The sequence below is a fragment of the Coleofasciculus sp. C1-SOL-03 genome (genome assembly GCF_040220555.1).
Taxonomy (GTDB): Bacteria; Cyanobacteriota; Cyanobacteriia; order Cyanobacteriales; family Coleofasciculaceae; genus Coleofasciculus.
Map to the genome: position 1 here is coordinate 1 of NZ_JAVJUO010000010.1, position 17241 is coordinate 17241.

Annotated in this window: 16 protein-coding genes; 6 read left to right on the forward strand and 10 right to left on the reverse strand. The window is 44.2% G+C overall.

What is annotated here, in order from left to right:
- From RIE73_RS01365 to RIE73_RS01375, 3 genes are all read left to right on the forward strand, one after another.
- Nucleotides 1-706, forward strand: a 706-nt coding sequence (locus tag RIE73_RS01365; protein WP_446399470.1) for a DUF2207 domain-containing protein, incomplete at its 5' end; no start/stop codon positions are given.
- Entirely contained in the window at nt 603-1913 is a 1311-nt protein-coding gene (locus RIE73_RS01370) for a serine/threonine protein kinase (protein WP_446399471.1), read from the forward strand. The genes RIE73_RS01365 and RIE73_RS01370, both read left to right, overlap by 104 nt.
- A 158-nt stretch (nt 1914-2071) precedes the next feature.
- Nucleotides 2072-2878, forward strand: coding sequence for a hypothetical protein (locus RIE73_RS01375; protein WP_446399472.1), 807 nt, complete (start codon nt 2072-2074; stop codon nt 2876-2878).
- Between the two features lie 197 nt (nt 2879-3075).
- Here RIE73_RS01375 and RIE73_RS01380 read toward each other — a convergent pair whose 3' ends face one another.
- From RIE73_RS01380 to RIE73_RS01400, 5 genes are all read right to left on the reverse strand, one after another.
- Entirely contained in the window at nt 3076-3618 is a 543-nt protein-coding gene (locus RIE73_RS01380; protein ID WP_446399510.1) for a leucine-rich repeat domain-containing protein, read from the reverse strand.
- A 9-nt stretch (nt 3619-3627) separates the two neighbouring features.
- A complete protein-coding gene (locus RIE73_RS01385) occupies nt 3628-4311 on the reverse strand; it encodes a leucine-rich repeat domain-containing protein (protein WP_446399473.1) in 684 nt (227 codons plus the stop codon).
- A gap of 172 nt (nt 4312-4483) precedes the next feature.
- On the reverse strand, nt 4484-5323 hold the full coding sequence (locus tag RIE73_RS01390) for a DUF1614 domain-containing protein (RefSeq protein ID WP_446399474.1): 840 nt from the start codon (nt 5321-5323) through the stop codon (nt 4484-4486).
- A 385-nt stretch (nt 5324-5708) separates the two neighbouring features.
- Nucleotides 5709-6200, reverse strand: a complete 492-nt coding sequence (locus RIE73_RS01395) for a leucine-rich repeat domain-containing protein (RefSeq protein ID WP_446399475.1) — start codon at nt 6198-6200, stop codon at nt 5709-5711.
- A 405-nt stretch (nt 6201-6605) separates the two neighbouring features.
- A complete protein-coding gene (locus RIE73_RS01400; RefSeq protein WP_446399476.1) occupies nt 6606-8108 on the reverse strand; it encodes a pentapeptide repeat-containing protein in 1503 nt (500 codons plus the stop codon).
- Between the two features lie 430 nt (nt 8109-8538).
- Between RIE73_RS01400 and RIE73_RS01405 the strand changes: the two genes are divergently transcribed.
- Nucleotides 8539-8679: a hypothetical protein gene (locus RIE73_RS01405; RefSeq protein ID WP_446399477.1), complete on the forward strand. Its 141-nt coding sequence runs from the start codon at nt 8539-8541 to the stop codon at nt 8677-8679.
- Between the two features lie 76 nt (nt 8680-8755).
- Here the strand turns inward: RIE73_RS01405 and cphA are convergent, their stop codons facing one another.
- Both cphA and RIE73_RS01415 read right to left on the reverse strand, forming a co-directional pair.
- Nucleotides 8756-11437, reverse strand: a complete 2682-nt coding sequence (gene cphA, locus RIE73_RS01410; RefSeq protein WP_446399478.1) for a cyanophycin synthetase — start codon at nt 11435-11437, stop codon at nt 8756-8758.
- Between the two features lie 396 nt (nt 11438-11833).
- Entirely contained in the window at nt 11834-12685 is an 852-nt protein-coding gene (locus RIE73_RS01415) for a cyanophycinase (RefSeq protein ID WP_446399511.1), read from the reverse strand.
- Between the two features lie 359 nt (nt 12686-13044).
- Between RIE73_RS01415 and trmD the strand changes: the two genes are divergently transcribed.
- Together trmD and RIE73_RS01425 are read left to right on the forward strand one after the other, a co-directional pair.
- The gene (gene trmD / locus RIE73_RS01420; RefSeq protein WP_446399512.1) at nt 13045-13776 is read left to right on the forward strand and encodes a tRNA (guanosine(37)-N1)-methyltransferase TrmD; all 732 of its coding nucleotides are present in this window, start codon (nt 13045-13047) and stop codon (nt 13774-13776) included.
- 429 nt (nt 13777-14205) lie between these two features.
- Nucleotides 14206-15363: a hypothetical protein gene (locus RIE73_RS01425; protein WP_446399479.1), complete on the forward strand. Its 1158-nt coding sequence runs from the start codon at nt 14206-14208 to the stop codon at nt 15361-15363.
- Nucleotides 15364-15376: 13 nt separating this feature from the next.
- Here RIE73_RS01425 and RIE73_RS01430 read toward each other — a convergent pair whose 3' ends face one another.
- The 3 genes from RIE73_RS01430 to RIE73_RS01440 form a co-directional block, all read right to left on the reverse strand.
- The gene (locus tag RIE73_RS01430; RefSeq protein ID WP_446399480.1) at nt 15377-15796 is read right to left on the reverse strand and encodes an ExbD/TolR family protein; all 420 of its coding nucleotides are present in this window, start codon (nt 15794-15796) and stop codon (nt 15377-15379) included.
- Nucleotides 15797-15930: 134 nt separating this feature from the next.
- Nucleotides 15931-16353: an ExbD/TolR family protein gene (locus tag RIE73_RS01435; RefSeq protein ID WP_446399481.1), complete on the reverse strand. Its 423-nt coding sequence runs from the start codon at nt 16351-16353 to the stop codon at nt 15931-15933.
- Between the two features lie 170 nt (nt 16354-16523).
- Nucleotides 16524-17174, reverse strand: coding sequence for a MotA/TolQ/ExbB proton channel family protein (locus RIE73_RS01440; RefSeq protein ID WP_446399482.1), 651 nt, complete (start codon nt 17172-17174; stop codon nt 16524-16526).
- Nucleotides 17175-17241 lie beyond the last annotated feature (67 nt).

Below are 17241 nucleotides of genomic sequence, written 5' to 3' on the forward strand. Positions count from 1 at the left end.
CTGGCAACATCCTCTCAACCCACCTGAATCTCATGTTTTTGTACTCAAGTATCGGGTTATCGGTGGGATACAAGTCAATGGTGACAAAAGCCAGGTTTACTGGAAAGCCATTTTTGCGGAGCGCCAAGTACCTGTTCTATCGGGTACGGTTACTGTTCACTTACCCGAAGTCCTCTCAGGTCAAGTCAAAAGCTACACATCCTATGGAATTCCCGCTACTCGTCGCACTCTTGATGGTAAAACCTTTGAATTTGTCGCCAGTCAAGCATTGCCACCTGGGGATGAACTCGAAGTACAAATCATTTTTCCCTCATCGGTTTTGAATCTTCCTCAACCTCAATGGCAGCAATTTAGGTTTGATATTCAAGAATTTTTCGTCTATATGCTTTGGAGTTTGCCAGTCATTGGTATAGCTATCAGAAAAGTTTTTGCCCGCCTATGTCCGCGTTGTAGAAAGCTGACGATGATCAAAACTCGGTCAACGTCCTATTTGTCCTATTTGTCCTATTTCAAGGGTAGAGGGCGAGTGACTTACTATTACTATTGTCCAAACTGTTTTTATCATCGCACATCTAAAAAGGCTATCTCTTGGGGTGGTGGGGATGGCGGTGATGGTGGCGGTGGCGGCGGTGGTGGCGGTGGCGGCGGTGGCGGTGGTGGTGGCGGTGGTGGTGGCGGCGGCGGTGGCGGCGGTGGTGGTGGTTAAACTGAAGTGCCACGCCAAGTTAACGCTTGTTCGCTTCAATATGAGTACATCATACCAGCCGATAAACCAGCACCCACCTACTGTCATTCATCGGGATATTAAGCCAAGCAATATTCTGTTGGGCGATCGCAGTGGGAATAGTCTTGGTCAAGTCTATCTCGTTGATTTTGGCTCAGTGCAAACGGTAGCAGATGGTGGCACGATTACAGTCGTCGGTACCTATGGTTATATGCCACCTGAGCAGTTTGGTGGCAAGACAATTCCTGCCTCAGATTTGTATAGCTTAGGTGCTACATTAATTGACTTGCTAACTAGAACCCATCCCGCTGATTTACCCAGCCGCAACGGTTGTATTCGGTTTGAGGCGGAACGACTCGCCAGTAAGCCGTTCCAAACCTGGCTTAAATTACTAATTCAACCCGATCTTAGTCAGCGATTCAAGAATGCTCGGTCAGCCTTGGATGCTTTACAAAAGGAGCAACTGACACTACAGTCCTTAGCAAAGGTTCACGTAAAACCTAGGGGTAGCCGAGTTGCTCTAACTAAAACGGATGACCAACTGCAAATTGTTATTCCTCCGCTTCCCCTTAAACAGAAACTCCAAGTTATTTTTTCTGGGTTGAAGCAAACGAGCTTCTGGTGTCTTCTCTTACTGTTAGGCTTTTGGAAACTTGAAACTTTATTATTGGTTGCACCATTGACGCTGTGGATAGTTTCGTCAATATGGATAAAAATTATTGGCAAAATATTTGAAGAGATTCGGTTGTCCATTGATCAAAGAGAGATTTACTTAACTATTAACTGGTTAGGTATTAAAAAAAGATATTCATCACCAACCCAAGATATCATCAAACTTGAGCGCGTCACCTACAAAGAATTCTTCGACACCATGCAAAAGACCAGTAAGCCAAAACTTCTGTATAGTGGACTGAATATCTGGGTAGGGAATCAATGTTATGCACTAGAAAAAGACTCGTTTATTGGGGGAATACGCCAATTGACTCCAGTGGAGCTAGACTGGCTAGCCGTTGAGTTGAGTGATTGGTTGGATTTGCCCATTCAAACCGCCGGGGAAGTCCCTATCTTAGGTAATCAAAGTGGGATATCCACTGACGTAATGAATACGGAGTCCAATTTCAGAGACAATACCTCAGACATAGACAGTGCCTCAGAGAATGATTTATCCAACCTCTGGTTCTTTTTTTGAAGCAAAAATAGTTTAATCAAGATTGCCTAAATTACCTTAGGTCAAAAGTTACAAGCATTGGGGAAGATTTTGATTTCTTTCCGGAAATGTTTCAAGGTATAGAGTACAACAGATGTAGTGGTCTTTAAATTCTAAACAACCATACCCAAAATACAACCATGTATGTTAGCAAGCAAACTACCAATGAATTAGTTATTCAAAGAGAAAAAGCTACCTGGCTACACAAAGTATTTGCTTTTTTCTTGCTCTCACCATTTTGGGCTGTAGCGTTCGCTCTGGTGGGTCTTCTTTTATCTCCCTTTAGCATCTTTACTCTTTCTTGCAATCGGGTTGAAGCTACCTTGGTTGAATGCGAGTACACTCATGATGAACTTTTTGGTCTTATTAAAGAACCCATTATTAAAACGGGATTGACTAAAGAGGCTAAGTTAATTACTGACCACTCGGTAGCTTTAGTGATTGTTGATGGGCGTGCTAATATTTTAAATTCTAATATTATATATGAATCTAGTAACCATGAGGCTGTAGCCACACTTGCCTCAGGAATTAACAGTTTTATTAATTCTAATGAATCCTCTTTAATCCTTAAACGCATTAACTGGGAAGAAGAACAACAGTTCATAGGGGCGTACATTTTTATTTTACTGTTCACATATATGTGGATTTCCAGATTAATTTCTATTACTAGATCTATGATTTATGACGCTAAAAGTAGAAGCTTTACCTTGAACAAAATAACTAATAGTTTTATTGATAAGCATGGCAATAAAGTCAAACAGTACGAACTTAGTAAAATTAATAATATTGAACAAAATAAATACGAATCTAGTGATATAGATGAACCTAATACTCATACAGTATTTTTAGTGTTGTATTCCGGAGAAAGGTGTCTGCTAATGGCGACTTTTAACGAAAATAAAGCGCTCTTAGTCAAACAAACAATTGATAATTTTATTCAAGAATAAATAAAGAAACAGACTTTTTACGTTATTGTGGACGGCTTTTCAACGGTTGAAATAAGATTAATTGGATTGACTTCACCGCCTAATTGCACAACCAGTGCTTGGGTTCCGGCTAATGTCCCGACGTCAAAGTCACCTTATACTGGACTACCCATCCGTGCTAAATAAACTTTATCGTAATAGGAAATGAAATGTTATGGTCATAACTCGCAAAAACCTGTGGGACTGATTGGACAGATTGGCTGTGGTATAGGATTGTCTTTAAGGTGAAGCCTCCTCAGATTGGTAAGTCCAGACAGAGGACTGATATCTGTTATTTGGTTAGAGTTGAGGTGAAGCCCTCCTAGATTGGTAAGTCCAGACAGAGGACTGATATCTGTTATTTGGTTAGAGTTGAGGATAAGCCCTCCTAGATTGGTAAGTCCAGACAGAGGACTGATATCTGTTATTTGGTTATTGTCAAGGATAAGTATAGTCAGATTGGTAAGTCCAGACAGAGGACTGATATCTGTTATTTTGTTATTGCCAAGGACAAGATAACCCAGATTGGTAAGTTCCAACAGAGGACTGATATCTGTTATTTGATTAGAGTTGAGGTAAAGCCCAGACAGATTGGTAAGTCCAGACAGAGGACTGATATCTGTTATTTTGTTATTGTTGAGGTAAAGCCCAGACAGATTGGTAAGTCCAGACAGAGGACTGATATCTGTTATTTTGTTATTGTTGAGGTCAGGCGCAGTCAGAGTGGTAAGTCAAGAAAGAGGACTGATATCTGGTATTTGATTAGAGTTGAGGTAAAGCCCAGTCAGATTGGTAAGTCCAGAAAGAGGACTGATATCTGTTATTTGGTTATTGTTGAGGTTAAGTACATCCAGATTGGTAAGCCCAGACAGAGGACTGATATCTGTTATTTGGTTATCGCTGAGGTTAAGCACAGTCAGATTGGTAAGTCCAGACAGAGGACTTACATCTTTTATTTGGTTACCACCGAGGATAAGCCCAGTCAGTGAGGTAAGTCCAGACAGAGGACTGATATCTGTTATTTGGTTATTCCAGAGGTTAAGCTCAGTCAAATTGGTAAGCCCAGAAAGAGGACTAATATCTGTTATTTGGTTATTCCAGAGGTTAAGCTCAGTCAGTGAGGTAAGTCCAGACAGAGGACTTACATCTGTTATTTGGTTATAGCCAAGGACAAGATAATTCAGACTCGACAGAATTTCATCGGCTTGAGAACAATCACTTGTGCCTGCTTCTTCTAACAGTACCTCAACTGTTTTTCTTAAAGAGGCTGATAAACTGCCTCGTTGGAGACACCACTCTCTAAAAGAACTCCCCAGACTGGGTTGGGCAGCTATAGCAACTCCATATCCCCATCCCCACAGACTTAAGGAGAGGGCGATAACACTAATCCGTTTCATTTCCTGGCTTTGATACACTCTCGCCTCCAGATTATCCCGCTTATTACGATATGAGGGTTATAAGTAGTCGAACAAAAGAAAACGGCACTGTATGAAGTTTTGTAATCCTTGTCGGGCATCCGTTGTGGAGAAAGGCAATGGTGGGCGAAAATTACCATTACCTCCTCAAGCACTGAGGTAGTGAACAACCTCAGTTAAAGGAAATTAATTCACCGACAACCGGAAGCCATTCAGCAATAATTAAAGCAGAAATACCACACTTGGCGATTCCATCCTCTAACCCAGCACCACCAATACTTAGTACACTTGCTACCCGATTAACATGAAGATCTTTTAGATGCAGTAGATCACACCCAATAGTTGTTCCTAAGACACCTCCAGCAAAGGCAACTGGAACATCAAGACGAGCAACACCACTTGTCACTAATCCCATTTCTGTAAAAGCAGCTATGAATATCATTGATGCCAAAACAGCTATGAGTGTTACAATCCAAAAACCTGAGAAACTTAAATAAATCCCTATTCCTGGTAATACAGTGACAAAAAAATAGCTAATCAGCGCAACAATTGTCATCACGATTAAAATAGCTAAAGGTTGAGTGCGATGAAATTGATAGAGCGCCAAAACGATGGGAATCAAACCGCCTGATACATTTAAGCCGATGTAAGAACGGATGTAAGAACCGGGTGTAAGCGATATCAATACTGGCAGTAATTTATAGTATCTGCGACCCTGACATTGTAATACCAGATAGAGCGGCAGGTTGATGAAGCATCCGAAAAAAACCGTAATGATTAAAGGGATTCCTAAACTTGGTGCAATGCCTAAGCGAGTCATTACGAGCGAAAACACAATCGAATAAAATTTGATTGTGAACCAAAATAATGCACAAAAAATCAGCAAAAATATTAAACAGCTAGAAACACAACCTTGAGCAGACTTGGGTCTAATCTCCCAGTTAAATTTATGGCGTTGCACTACATCAAAATTCTGATTAAACCAATGTTTAATTCGTCTTTTAAAATTCATCTTTAATTTCTCTTTGATATTGAGAGTCTATAAATTATTTAAAGGCAAAGTGTACTTTTAGGCGATCGCACTCCCAAAACCCGTCAAACCCACAACCAGACAGTGTTTCAATTTTTGGGGAAAGTCGCGATCGCTCCTCACCTCTGTATCATATCATGTCCGGTGGAATACTTACGCTATCGGTGGAGACAAGGCAGAGGGCAGAAGGCAGAAGGCAGAAGGAAAGGAAAAAGGTTGCAAGGCACAAGGGAATAATGACTGTTTAGGCGGACATGATATCACTCCTTTTTTGGGCTGAAGGGGTGTTTTTATGGTCTAATGCCAGAGGGTAAAATTATTAGAAAGGATAACTGAGGGAGTAAGTGAATAGCGTTGTGTTACTCTGCTAAAAATCCTGAAATTTGATACAGTAAGTCTCAGATCCCTCTACAGAAAAGAGCAAACACCTGGGGGAAAAAGAGCAAACACTTGGGGGACTGACTGGGCAAGTTGGCTGTGCGATGGGATTATCTCCAAGGAAAAGCCTCCTCAGATTTGTAAGTTGTGCCAGAGGGCTGGCATCTGTTATTGAGTTGCTGCTCAGGAAAAGTTCAGTCAGATTGGAAAGTCCAGCCAAAGGACTAATATCTGTTATTGAGTTGTCCCAGAGCTGAAGCTCAGTACGACTCAACAGAGTTGCATCAGCTTGTTCACAATTACTTGTGCCTGCTTGTTCTAACAGTATATAGACTGTTTTTCTCGTTTCATCTGACAAGCTCCCACGGTTCAGACACCACTCTTTAAAAGAACTCCCCAGGCTGGGTTCGGCTGCTATTGCCACCCCACATCCTAATCCCCATATACTTAAGGAGAGGGCGAACACACTAATCCATTTCATTCCTGATTGCACGATTAACCTTCCTTCGGTGGTTTTGATTTCCGTTCAAAGGCTTGGATACTAGGCTGATCCAGTATGAATCCCTGTTTTGTTCTAGCTCCCATCTTACCGCTAATCGCGTCGTCACCCAAAACTGTTGAACTAATTCAACAGAGCCTTCCCAAGACTCTATAGCCCTTTGGATCGGGGTTTCAAGCCTTCGTTGCTTGTAATTCAGTTTCTTCAAATGCCAAAATTTAGTCTAAAGTCCAGTAATTAACTGCCCAAAGAATAATCAAGGTAAAAAGCTGCTGTTGAAGATTTTGGGTTTATGCGTAAGCGCAAAAAGATAACCTGACAATCAGTGGGTGTACAATGTACACCCTTGAACGGATTTGGACTTTGGCATAATGGCACAAACAGATACTAGCAGCCTAGATTGGAAGTAGAACCGTCAGACATAGTTGCACCACACAAGTTTGCACCTGATAAATCCACATCATTCAATTTTGCCTCACTGAGATTGGCATTGCTTAAATCTGCACCGTCTAGTAAGGCATCTTCCAAGTTGACCCCTGTCAAGGTCGCATTTCTCAGGTTCACATTACGTAGGTTAGTGTAAAATTTTGTACCTCTGTTGCTAATAGGAAAACCAATTGCAAGATCAAGCAAAAATTCACCAAAACTGTAATTACCAGGTATATCCTGCAAACGAATTGAAATATCGCTGAGGTTTGCTCCTTGCAGATTTGCTCCTTCTAGGTTGGCTCTTTCCAAGTTTGCACCTTGAATGTTGGCATCTTCCAAGTTGGTATTTCTTAGATCAGCATCTTGTATCAAAGTAGGTGCAATCAATTTGGCTCCCTTGAGATTAGCCAGTTGTAGATTAGCACCTTGTAGATTCGCAGCACTCAGGTCTGCACCTTCCAAGCTCGACTCAGTAAGCGAGGCTAAGGTGAGATTACTTCCTGTGAGAACCGCTTCAGTGAGATTAGCTTGGCTGAGGTTCGCGCCAACCAGGTAAGCTCTCACAAGTGTGGTACCTTGTAGATTGGCTCCTTGCAGACTCGCACCTTCCAAGTTAGCCTCATTTAAATTAGCACCAGCCAAGTCAGCACCGCGTAGATCACACCGTATACATTCTTTAGTTTCTAATAATCGCTGTACTGGAGAAGAGAAATTTGAGAGAGTGTTTACTTGGCTCTGGGATAAGAGTTCTGCGGATGTAGGAGTTAGACTGAGTTGAGTGTTTAGAGAATTTGGGATGTTTTCATTGGTGAGAATTGTCAGAAATTTGGTGCGATTGCCTTGATTAGAATCGGGTTTCACAAGGTAGCCAAATTCTAACCTGTGAACTTTATTCCAAATTTGGTAATTCTGAGCAAAGACAGTCTCAAAAAAGATTTTAATCTCTAAACTGGGAAGTTGGTTATCCAAAAACTCAATGGGTTCTCCTTCTTCATCCTCCAGGTATACAGTCAAACTTTCTTCTGTTGCCACTACCTTGCACTTCCCACTTTGATTACTATTGCCAGAAAGTAAGGAACAGCCAGCCTCTTCACCACTGCGTTCATCTAAGGGAATGGGAATTTCCAGTCCTTTACATTGAGAATTGAGGGGAAATTTTGAGCAAAGAATGTATAGTTCCCGCCGAGAATTTTCTTTATTCTGAGCAGATGTAGGATAGGCAATGAGGATGGAAGCTAAAAGTATGACAGATGCAATTTTCTTATGTTTCATGGAATGTAGCCTGTTGAATACTAGTATCAGGTAATTTATCATAACCACTCTAGAAGAGCCAAGAGGATTTAAGTCTGATACTACAAGTTGTTCTAGATTTTCATTGCCCAGTCTTTTATTGCAACAATTGCTAGGTTTAACAAATGAGCTGAATGTCTCATTAATAGCATCAATAAATCGTCTTTTCATTTGCCGCATTTTCGTATTAGCAGGATGCTGTTGTGCTTTGATGACTTGATTATCGGTGTCGATTGGGCTGACCCCAACGGTAACTCTTTTGATCGATATTGGCTGGCGTAAGGGTTTGGCATTTAGATTTTCTCGTCTTTCCCTCTAGTTGTATCAGTGGCATATCCCCACTATAAAACGCCGGAAGCTCCAGCCGTAAGGCTAGGACTAAGGAAGCCTATACTGTACCTGTAGGGGAGCGTGTAGGAGGATGTCACAATTATGGAAAAGAAACCTTAGGGACACCATCCTTTGCGCCCGATTCAATGGTCAAATCTAATCCATCATTTTAGCTGTGTCACGCCAGTAGGTTTGGTTTCCTGTCGTCAACCCAACCGAATCTAGGGCTAAAGCCCCTACTACGAACCCACTCTAATCCATCATTTTAGCGATGTCAGTCCAGTCGGGGCGGGTTTTACCTTTATCGCTGCGATCGCACTTAGATGCGCCTGAACCCGCCCCGATTTTCTACCCAACCGACAAGAAGGATAAGCGCGATCGCATCTGCTTCTACCTTGCCCAACCGACTTAAAATAAGCTGGTGGGCAATGCCCACCCTACAGTCTGACAAAATGCAAATGTCCAGCGCCATTTGACTTAACTTCCCATCACCTCGGATTCGCCACCGATGGCTGTAAATCCACTTGAGACTCACCCACAGGTTGATAACCATTCTCCGGTAGAGGACGCCGTTCCTCAATCAAGCCAATCGTATCACTCACCTTTTCCGGGAAAATCACCACCAAACCACCGGACGCCACGCCATCTAACGCCGTATTAATCGCCTCGGTTTCATTGAGAATAATGTCATACTCCCGATCCGGATTCGTCTCCAGAATTCCCTTACGAATCAACTCCGCTGCATCACCACTGGGACGCCCCCGTAAATCCGCATCTTCTTTAATAATGATCCGGTCAAAAATGTCCGCCGAGAGTCGCCCCAGGTTAATGAAATCCTCATCTCGGCGATCGCCTGGTCCACCGACAACGCCAATCCGTTCCCCGGACCAATTGCGGACAAAGCCACCCACGGCTTCATAACTGGCAGCATTATGGGCATAATCCACCAAGGCATGGTACTCACCCAGGTTAAATAAATTCATCCGTCCCGGTGTCTGCGCCACAGACGCCCGGAATGTGGTCAACGCATGACGAATTGCCTCAATCGGAACCCCTTGAGCAAAGGCGGCGAGACTGGCGGCTAAAGCATTCGCAATTTGGAACGGTGCCATTCCCCGCATGGTGACTGGGACATGTTCCGCCTTCTCAATCCGCAGCGTCCATTCCCCTCGGATTAACGACAGGTAGCCATTTTCATACACCGCCGCTAAACCTCCCTGGCGGGTGTGCGCTTTCACCACCTCGTTGTCGGGATTCATGGAGAAAAATGCCACATGCCCTTTGACCCGCTGTGCCATCGCCATGACTAGGGGATCTTCGGCATTGAGAACGGCATGACCGGCTGGACTGACGGATTCAGCCACTACACTCTTAAGATGCGCCATCTGGTCAAGGGTATCAATATCACCAATACCCAAGTGATCCGCCGAGACATTTAAGACAACGCCCACATCACAGGCATCAAAGGCTAACCCCGATCGCAGAATCCCACCTCGTGCGGTTTCCAGTACCGCCACCTCAACTGTGGGATCTTTGAGAATTACTTGAGCGCTTTGGGGTCCAGTCGTATCTCCTTTTTCCACCAGATGATCGCCAATGTAGATCCCATCCGTCGTGGTATAGCCAACCCCATGACCCGTTTGCTTATAAATATGGGCAAGTAAGCGAGTGGTAGTCGTTTTCCCATTCGTCCCTGTCACCGACAGAATCGGAATCCGACTGGCTTGTCCCGGTGGAAACAGCATATCCATCACCGGGGCGGCGACATTGCGCGGTAAGCCTTCCGAGGGACAGACATGCATCCGGAATCCTGGCGCAGCATTCACTTCCACCACCACGCCGTCAATGTCCCGTAGGGGTTGGGTAATATCCGGCGTAACAATATCAATCCCAGCAATATCCAGACCAATAATTTTCGCCACGCGCTGGGCTAACCAAACGTTTTCCGGGTGGATATCGTCCGTCCGATCAATTGCCACACCCCCTGTACTTAGATTCGCCGTTGCCCGTAAATAGCAGACCTCATCCTCTCTGAGAACAGTATCTAAGCTATAACCCTGACGTTCTAAGACACTTAGACTCGTATGATCAACGATAATTTTCGTCAGGACGTTATCATGACCCTCGCCTCGATTGGGATCACGGTTGGTTCGTTCAATCAGTTCCTCAACCGTGGACTTGCCATCCCCAATCACCCGCGCCGGAATCCGCTGGGCGACGGCTTCCACTTTGCCGTTAATCACCAAGACGCGATGGTCAAAGCCGGGATAATAGCGCTCCACAATCACCGCCCGGGAAATATCTTTGGCGCGATCATAAGCTTTTTCGGCTTCGTCCCAGTTGCGGATGTCAATCGTAATCCCCCGCCCATGATTACCATCCAGGGGTTTAATCACGATCGGAAAACCGCCCACATACTCGATCGCGCTATCTAATTCATCCAAATAATATACCGTTGTGCCTCGGGGAACCGGAACCCCGGCATCGAGCAAAATCCGCTTCGTCCCTTCTTTATCACAGGCTAATTCCACCCCTAAAATGCCGGAGTAATCACTCAAGGTGGCTTGAATTCGCTTCTGATGTACCCCGTAGCCAAGCTGAATCATGGCTCTGGCACTTAGGGGAAGCCAAGGAATGCCTCGGGCGTCGGCTTCTTTAACCAAGGCTTCTGTACTCGGTCCTAACGCCGCATCACGAGCGAGTTCGCTCAGATCTTTTAAGTCTTGATCTAACTCCCGTTGGGGATAGGTGCCGGTATCGACAATACTTTTGCACAAGCGCACAGCCGCCCTAGCCGCATAGCGACCCGCCTGTTCGTCAATGTACTCGAAAACAACTTGATAAATTCCGGCTGTCCCAGTTTCTCGAGTCCGACCAAACCCAACGCGCATTCCCACCAGTTCCTGGAGTTCCAGCGCCACATGTTCGATAATATGCCCCATCATCGTGCCTTCTTTGACTCGACTTAAGAAGCCACCCCGAACACCCGGAGAACAGAAATGCTCTTCCAGACTGGGTAGCGTCTCTACCAGTCCCTCGTAAAATCCTGGAATTACATTGGAGGGTTTATCGATGAGTTCCTCCAAATCAAGACGCATGACAATCAGTTTATGGCGTCGAATGCTCCAGTAATTGGGACCGCGTAACGTCTGGATTTTTAGAATTCTCATAGTTAGTGATGAAATCGGGGATGGTTCACAATGTCGGCAAGGAGGCACAAGTTAGGGATTGTGCAAAGTCTATTTTAGGAATTTTTGTAACATTACGTGACATCCTCCTACCCTGGATCTTCAGATTAGAGCTTAGACTTCCAAGTGTCGCGACTTAGATTGTTTCTACATTTTTCGCGGTTCTCAAAAGTCCTTCACGTAATCGGGGGAGTCGTTTACTCTTGCCCAGACAGGATTCACTCATTTTGAGTGGATGGTAAATCTTATCTAGTTTCCGACTGTTCAACCCCATCAAACTGTTCATTCTGAACATTTTGCTGGAACGATTGGCAATTTTTGACCTTCGTAGAGAGGTAGCATGCTACGTCTCTACATCCCTGCTCTTGTTGTCATACATTAGCTGCTGATGGGCATTAATGCCCGTTTGTAGACATGATAGCGATCGCCATGGCACAGAATATGTACTTGCAGGTTATGCAGACTAATGGGATCGGTGCTGCCAATATCCACCTGATTGGTGTGAGACACGGCGGCGGGATCAATAATCGTCACCGTCCCTTTGCCCATAACCTGTAACCACCCATCTCGCTCAAAGATAATACAGGTATCTTCATCGATGCCGATTCCCAAGCGATCCGGGTGCATGGCGATCGCACTAATCAAGCGGGCGATGCGATTCCGATTCAGAAAATGCTGATCGACGATCACTTCCGGAATAATCCCTAACCCTGTTGCCATATCGACTAAAGAGCGATTCGGGGACTCACCACTCCCACCACCTGCAATCATGTGATGACCCATTACCGCTGCACCTGCACTGGTTCCCGCTAAGGTAATTTCCCCTAAATGCACCCGTTGGCGGACTTTTTCCATTAACGGGGTATCTGAGAGTAAACCACACAAGCGCAGTTGATCCCCACCAGTCATAAACACACCCGTACAGGTTTCCACATACTCTTGTAAATAGGAATCCGATCCTTGAGCGCGATCGCGCACATCCAGGACTTTAATTTCCTTAGCCCCCATATCCTCAAAAATCCGCTGATAGCGATCGCCAATAATCGAGGGTTCTCGCGACGCCGATGGGATAATCGCAATTCGCGCCTCACCTGCACCCGACCGACGAAAAAAGGTTTGCAGGATCTCCCGTCCATGCACTTTATCTTCCGCACCACCAATAACAATGATGGCAGTTTTTGTCGATTGAGGCATTGTCGTCGCTTGGAATTGAGAGTCTAACTGCAGCATACTGTCGAGTTCGGGCATAAGGTGAGTTCAATACTTGAGTGTCGCGCTAGGGCTAGAACTGTCACTTTATTACGATTTTGACTCTAGCTCAACTCCTAGTCTCGGCTGTTCTTGGCAAGCGTCTCCCCAACTAAACATCATCGTGCTTGGCTTTGATCCGATGCACTCTACATCCGCCTAAATACGAGGAATCGATGGAAATCGTCAATTGTTTAGCTGCCAAAGAAGGCTCACTCACGACACTGAGCCGTTCAGAGGAAATCGGCTGTTTCCCCATCATCATGGCAAATTATACCAATAATTACCTATACTATGAGTTACGATTGACCCTTTTTTGTCTTAACAGCTACCCAATTCTTGTGCGCTTTGATGTTGTCACCCTGTTTCCGGATTTCTTTACCTCTCCCCTGGCGTCGGGACTGCTGGGTAAGGCATTGACTAAACAAATCGCCCAGGTGCATTTAGTCAATCCTCGCGATTTTGCCACGGATAAACACCGACGGGTTGACGATGAACCTTATGGGGGTGGGGTGGGGATGCTCATGAAACCCGAACCGATTTTTGCGGCGGTGGAGTCGTTGCCCATATTACCTCGGCGAGAGGTGATTCTGATGACACCCCAGGGACAACCCCTGAACCAGCCTCTGTTGGTGGAGTTGGCGACGGGTTATGACCAGATTGTGATTATCTGTGGACATTATGAAGGTGTGGATGAACGAGTCTTGCAGTTAGTGACGCGAGAGGTATCGTTAGGGGATTTTGTCTTAACCTGCGGTGAAATTCCCGCCCTCGCCCTGATTAATGGGGTGGTGAGATTACGTCCTGGAACCGTGGGGAAAGTAGAATCCCTCAAATCAGAAAGTTTTGAAGCCGGATTATTAGACTATCCCCAGTGGACACGCCCTGCTGAATTTCGCGGTTGGCATGTCCCAGAAGTTTTATTATCGGGTAATCATCAGGCGATTGACCAGTGGCGTAAAGATCAACAGATTCAGAGAACCCGGGAACGTCGCCCTGATTTATACGACAAATGGGTTCAGCAGAGTGAAAATCCGCCGAGTTCCAATAGAGACCCAGGGGAAGGCATGTAAGTAGTCGGACTTGCATTAAAGTTAACGGTGGAGATTAGGCAACAGGCAACAGGCAACAGGCAACAGTAAGGGTTTGAGGCATGAAAACATTTCTTAGTACAGTATACAAAATTTATGTCCAGGTACTTAGTGCCGTGGCACGCCTAAATTGATAGATTAGATTCGACTTGTAGTAAGGGCTTTAGCCCTATATTAGGTTGAGTAACATGCGCCAACCCAACCGACAACCTCAAAGCCTTTATTCTATGAATAATACTGAATTACACTTAGGAAAAGGGCGGGTTTACTTACCTAAGAGGTTTCTTGCACTCGATAAAGGTAAAACCCGCCCCTACCAACCCAATTCACTTTTGCCGCGTCTCTACTCGCGGATATGTAACAATGAAACTCGATTGGGATTAAACATTTGCTGCTTTTAACCGTGCTTCCATGAAATCACCTGAGTTGCTGAAAAACTTACCGACTCCTGTACAGATAGTGTGGCGACCCATGTTGCTGATTTCTTTGGTGTTGCACGGTATTGTGTTAATTCTACCTGTTCCTTCTACCTGGGAAAGGTCAGAACCTGAAGAACAAGTGAAGGTGACACAGTTACCTTCTCTTTCTACATCACCTGAGTCTTCGGTAAATTCGGCTGAAAAACCCAAAGCGAAAACGAGTCCAACGCTAAGTCAACCAACTCCTTCCATCTCAGCATCTCCCAGTCAACCTGCGATTAACTCATTTGATTACCCTATCCAACCGACTCCTGATCTCAGTCCTACTATTGAACCCTCACCATCGATTTCGGGAGATCCTCAACCATCACCATCTCAATCACCGTCTAGTTCTAGGAATGAAACTCAGGCGACTGAGGAAAAAAATACCGAAAATACTGAGCCAATTGGAGGTTCTGGAATTAATACTAATGATGACAACGTTCAAGATCCTCTCTTAAAGTTTCTCGAAAATTTTCCTTTTCCTGAAGCAGCGCAGGTAGGTTCATTAGGCATACTGTCGGGAGATGCCGATACATCGGCTCGTCATGTCCAGCAGCCCTTAGGTCAGGTGATTAAATACTATGGTAAAGAACTACCCGATCGCAATTATACTCTAGCTAATCCTAGTCCCGATGAACCGGAATTTAAGGTTTATCAAGTTTCTCAAGATGATATATCTCAATATCTTCATTTAATTGTTAATGGAGAAGATACGGTTATTTTTCTCTCGGAAACACAACTTGACCGGGCAGATCTACCTAATTTAGAAGCCGAAACAGCCGAAGAACGGGAATTAAAAGAAACGGTAGAACAAATTATTATTGCTGGTAAGTACGAGAAAGACTTAAGTGAAAGCGTCAAGAAAAAGTTAGGCGATGGTAAATATAATCATTTAGGAACGGTTTATGAAAAAGCTACCGAACAGTTAGGCGATCAAATTGAAAGCAAACTCAAAGAAAAGGGATTTAATCCTCAAGTTATTCCGTTGGGAGAAGATGGAATAATTTATAGTGTGGAAAAGAATGATTTTCAGGGTTTTATCCAACTCATCCCCACACAAGATGAGTCGGGAACAGCCGTTATTAGTTTAGATGATTTTTCCTTTTAGTTGCTCAAAGAATTTAAGTACCACTCTCAATCGCCAGGGAAACGCGATCGCCTCCCACATCCCGCATTTCTGCTAATACCTGAATCACTTGTTCATAGGGTAATTGACTGTCGGCTTGCAAGAAGACAGCGCCTTGAGGATTTTGGGATAAATAGGTTTGTATTTTTTCAAACAATTGCTCTTGGCTGATAGGCTGATTACCGATGACCAGTTGTCCTTGTGAGTTCAATTGTACAATTAAAGGAGCGAGATTTTCCGGCGGCTGAGTTTGAGTCGTCTCAGTATTAGGGAGTTGGACATTGACGCCTTCTTGAGTGGTTAATAGCATGGAGGTCATGACGAAAAATGCTAAAACTCCCATGATCACGTTGAGCATAGGAATTAGCTGAATGGATGGTATTGATGATTGGGTTCGCTGGGTTCTAAAACGCATTGTTTAACGATTTGAATAAACATGATTATGTGACAGATAATTAAAACTAGGGCAACCCGTTCTAATTGAGTATAATGGTATTTAAAATTGATGCAGGCGGGTCGCCCTTACAGGTTGTTATTATGTAAATTCTTTTAACGACGCTCAATCGCAAGGGAGACGCGATCGCCTCCAATTTCTGTCATTTCTTTTAACAGGTTTTGCACGTCTTCATAGGGTAATTCTCGGTCTGCTTTTAAAACAACGGTGGCATTTTGATTTTGGTCAAGGTAGGACTGAATTTTTTCTGACACCTGATTAGGGGTCATCACTTGATTCTTGAGTAAAATTTTACCTTGGCGATTTAAGCCAATGACTAGCGTGTTTTGAGTATTTGTCTCAGGATTAGTGGTTCCAGTACCGGGTAAACCGGGTAGATTAATATCTCCTAAGCGCTGACCTGTATAGCTCATTGATGTGATAATGAAAAAGGTGAGTACTGACATCATTACATCCATTAAGGGAATCAGATTCACTTCGGGAATTGGTAAGTTTTTTGACTTGTTTCTAAAGTGCATGGCATTTTATTATTAAAAGTTGATGTAGGAGTGCCTAAGCAGATGCCGGCGCTTTTATTATTAAAAGTTGATGTAGGAGTGCCTAAGCAGATGCCGGCGCTAAAGCGCAACTACAAGCGCAACTACAAGGGCAACTACAAGGGCAATTACAAGCGTAATTACAAGCGTAATTACGAACGCTTGGCGAGGATGGGTTCATACCAAACTTGGCGATAAATGAGTTCTAGTTCACTCCCAACTTCTGCAAAGTAATCCATTTGCTGGGAGTTTAATGTGACGAGAGTTCGCAGGATTAATAGGGCAATAATGGCGACAATCATACCCGCTGCTGTGGTAATTAGGGCTTCGCCAATTCCTCCAGCTACTTTTGTCGCTTCGACTGTTGTCCCCCCCTCGCCAATTTGCAGGTTATTGAATGTAATAATTAAACCAGTGACTGTTCCCAATAGACCTAATAGAGGCGCCACGGCTACAATAGTTTCTAGTAGTTTTTCTCCTTTTCGCATTTTGACAAATTCTTTGTCTCCGGCGGCTTCCATGGCTAAACGAAAGGTTTCGGGTGTTGGCTGTTTCAGCTTTAGGGGTGCATAGAGAAAGCGACCAATGGGTAAGTGTTGAGCCGATTCCGCTATATCTCTCGCTTGATCTAAATTATGCTGTGCCGCCTTTAGCACATCGTTAACCAGGGTTGCTTCTTGGCTTAATAATTGAAACCAAAACCAAGCCCGATCTAGCCCACAGGATATCGTTAATATCGATAATCCCAGAAGAGGCAGCATGACGAAACCGCCTTGGATTAATAAATCATAAACTCTTGTCATTTAAGAAACTCTTAGACTAATTTCGCACAATTCACCCTGGTAACTTTTATCCTATAACGATACAGAC

Coding starts and splice junctions, on each gene's coding strand:
- RIE73_RS01370 (WP_446399471.1), top strand. CDS start 603: ATGGCGGTGATGGTGGCGGTGGCGGCGGTGGTGGCGGTGGCGGCGGTG.
- RIE73_RS01375 (WP_446399472.1), top strand. CDS start 2,072: ATGTATGTTAGCAAGCAAACTACCAATGAATTAGTTATTCAAAGAGAA.
- RIE73_RS01390 (WP_446399474.1), bottom strand. CDS start 5,323: ATGAATTTTAAAAGACGAATTAAACATTGGTTTAATCAGAATTTTGAT.
- RIE73_RS01395 (WP_446399475.1), bottom strand. CDS start 6,200: ATGAAATGGATTAGTGTGTTCGCCCTCTCCTTAAGTATATGGGGATTA.
- RIE73_RS01400 (WP_446399476.1), bottom strand. CDS start 8,108: ATGAAAAGACGATTTATTGATGCTATTAATGAGACATTCAGCTCATTT.
- RIE73_RS01405 (WP_446399477.1), top strand. CDS start 8,539: ATGTCAGTCCAGTCGGGGCGGGTTTTACCTTTATCGCTGCGATCGCAC.
- cphA (WP_446399478.1), bottom strand. CDS start 11,437: ATGAGAATTCTAAAAATCCAGACGTTACGCGGTCCCAATTACTGGAGC.
- RIE73_RS01415 (WP_446399511.1), bottom strand. CDS start 12,685: ATGCTGCAGTTAGACTCTCAATTCCAAGCGACGACAATGCCTCAATCG.
- RIE73_RS01425 (WP_446399479.1), top strand. CDS start 14,206: ATGAAATCACCTGAGTTGCTGAAAAACTTACCGACTCCTGTACAGATA.
- RIE73_RS01430 (WP_446399480.1), bottom strand. CDS start 15,796: ATGCGTTTTAGAACCCAGCGAACCCAATCATCAATACCATCCATTCAG.
- RIE73_RS01435 (WP_446399481.1), bottom strand. CDS start 16,353: ATGCACTTTAGAAACAAGTCAAAAAACTTACCAATTCCCGAAGTGAAT.
- RIE73_RS01440 (WP_446399482.1), bottom strand. CDS start 17,174: ATGACAAGAGTTTATGATTTATTAATCCAAGGCGGTTTCGTCATGCTG.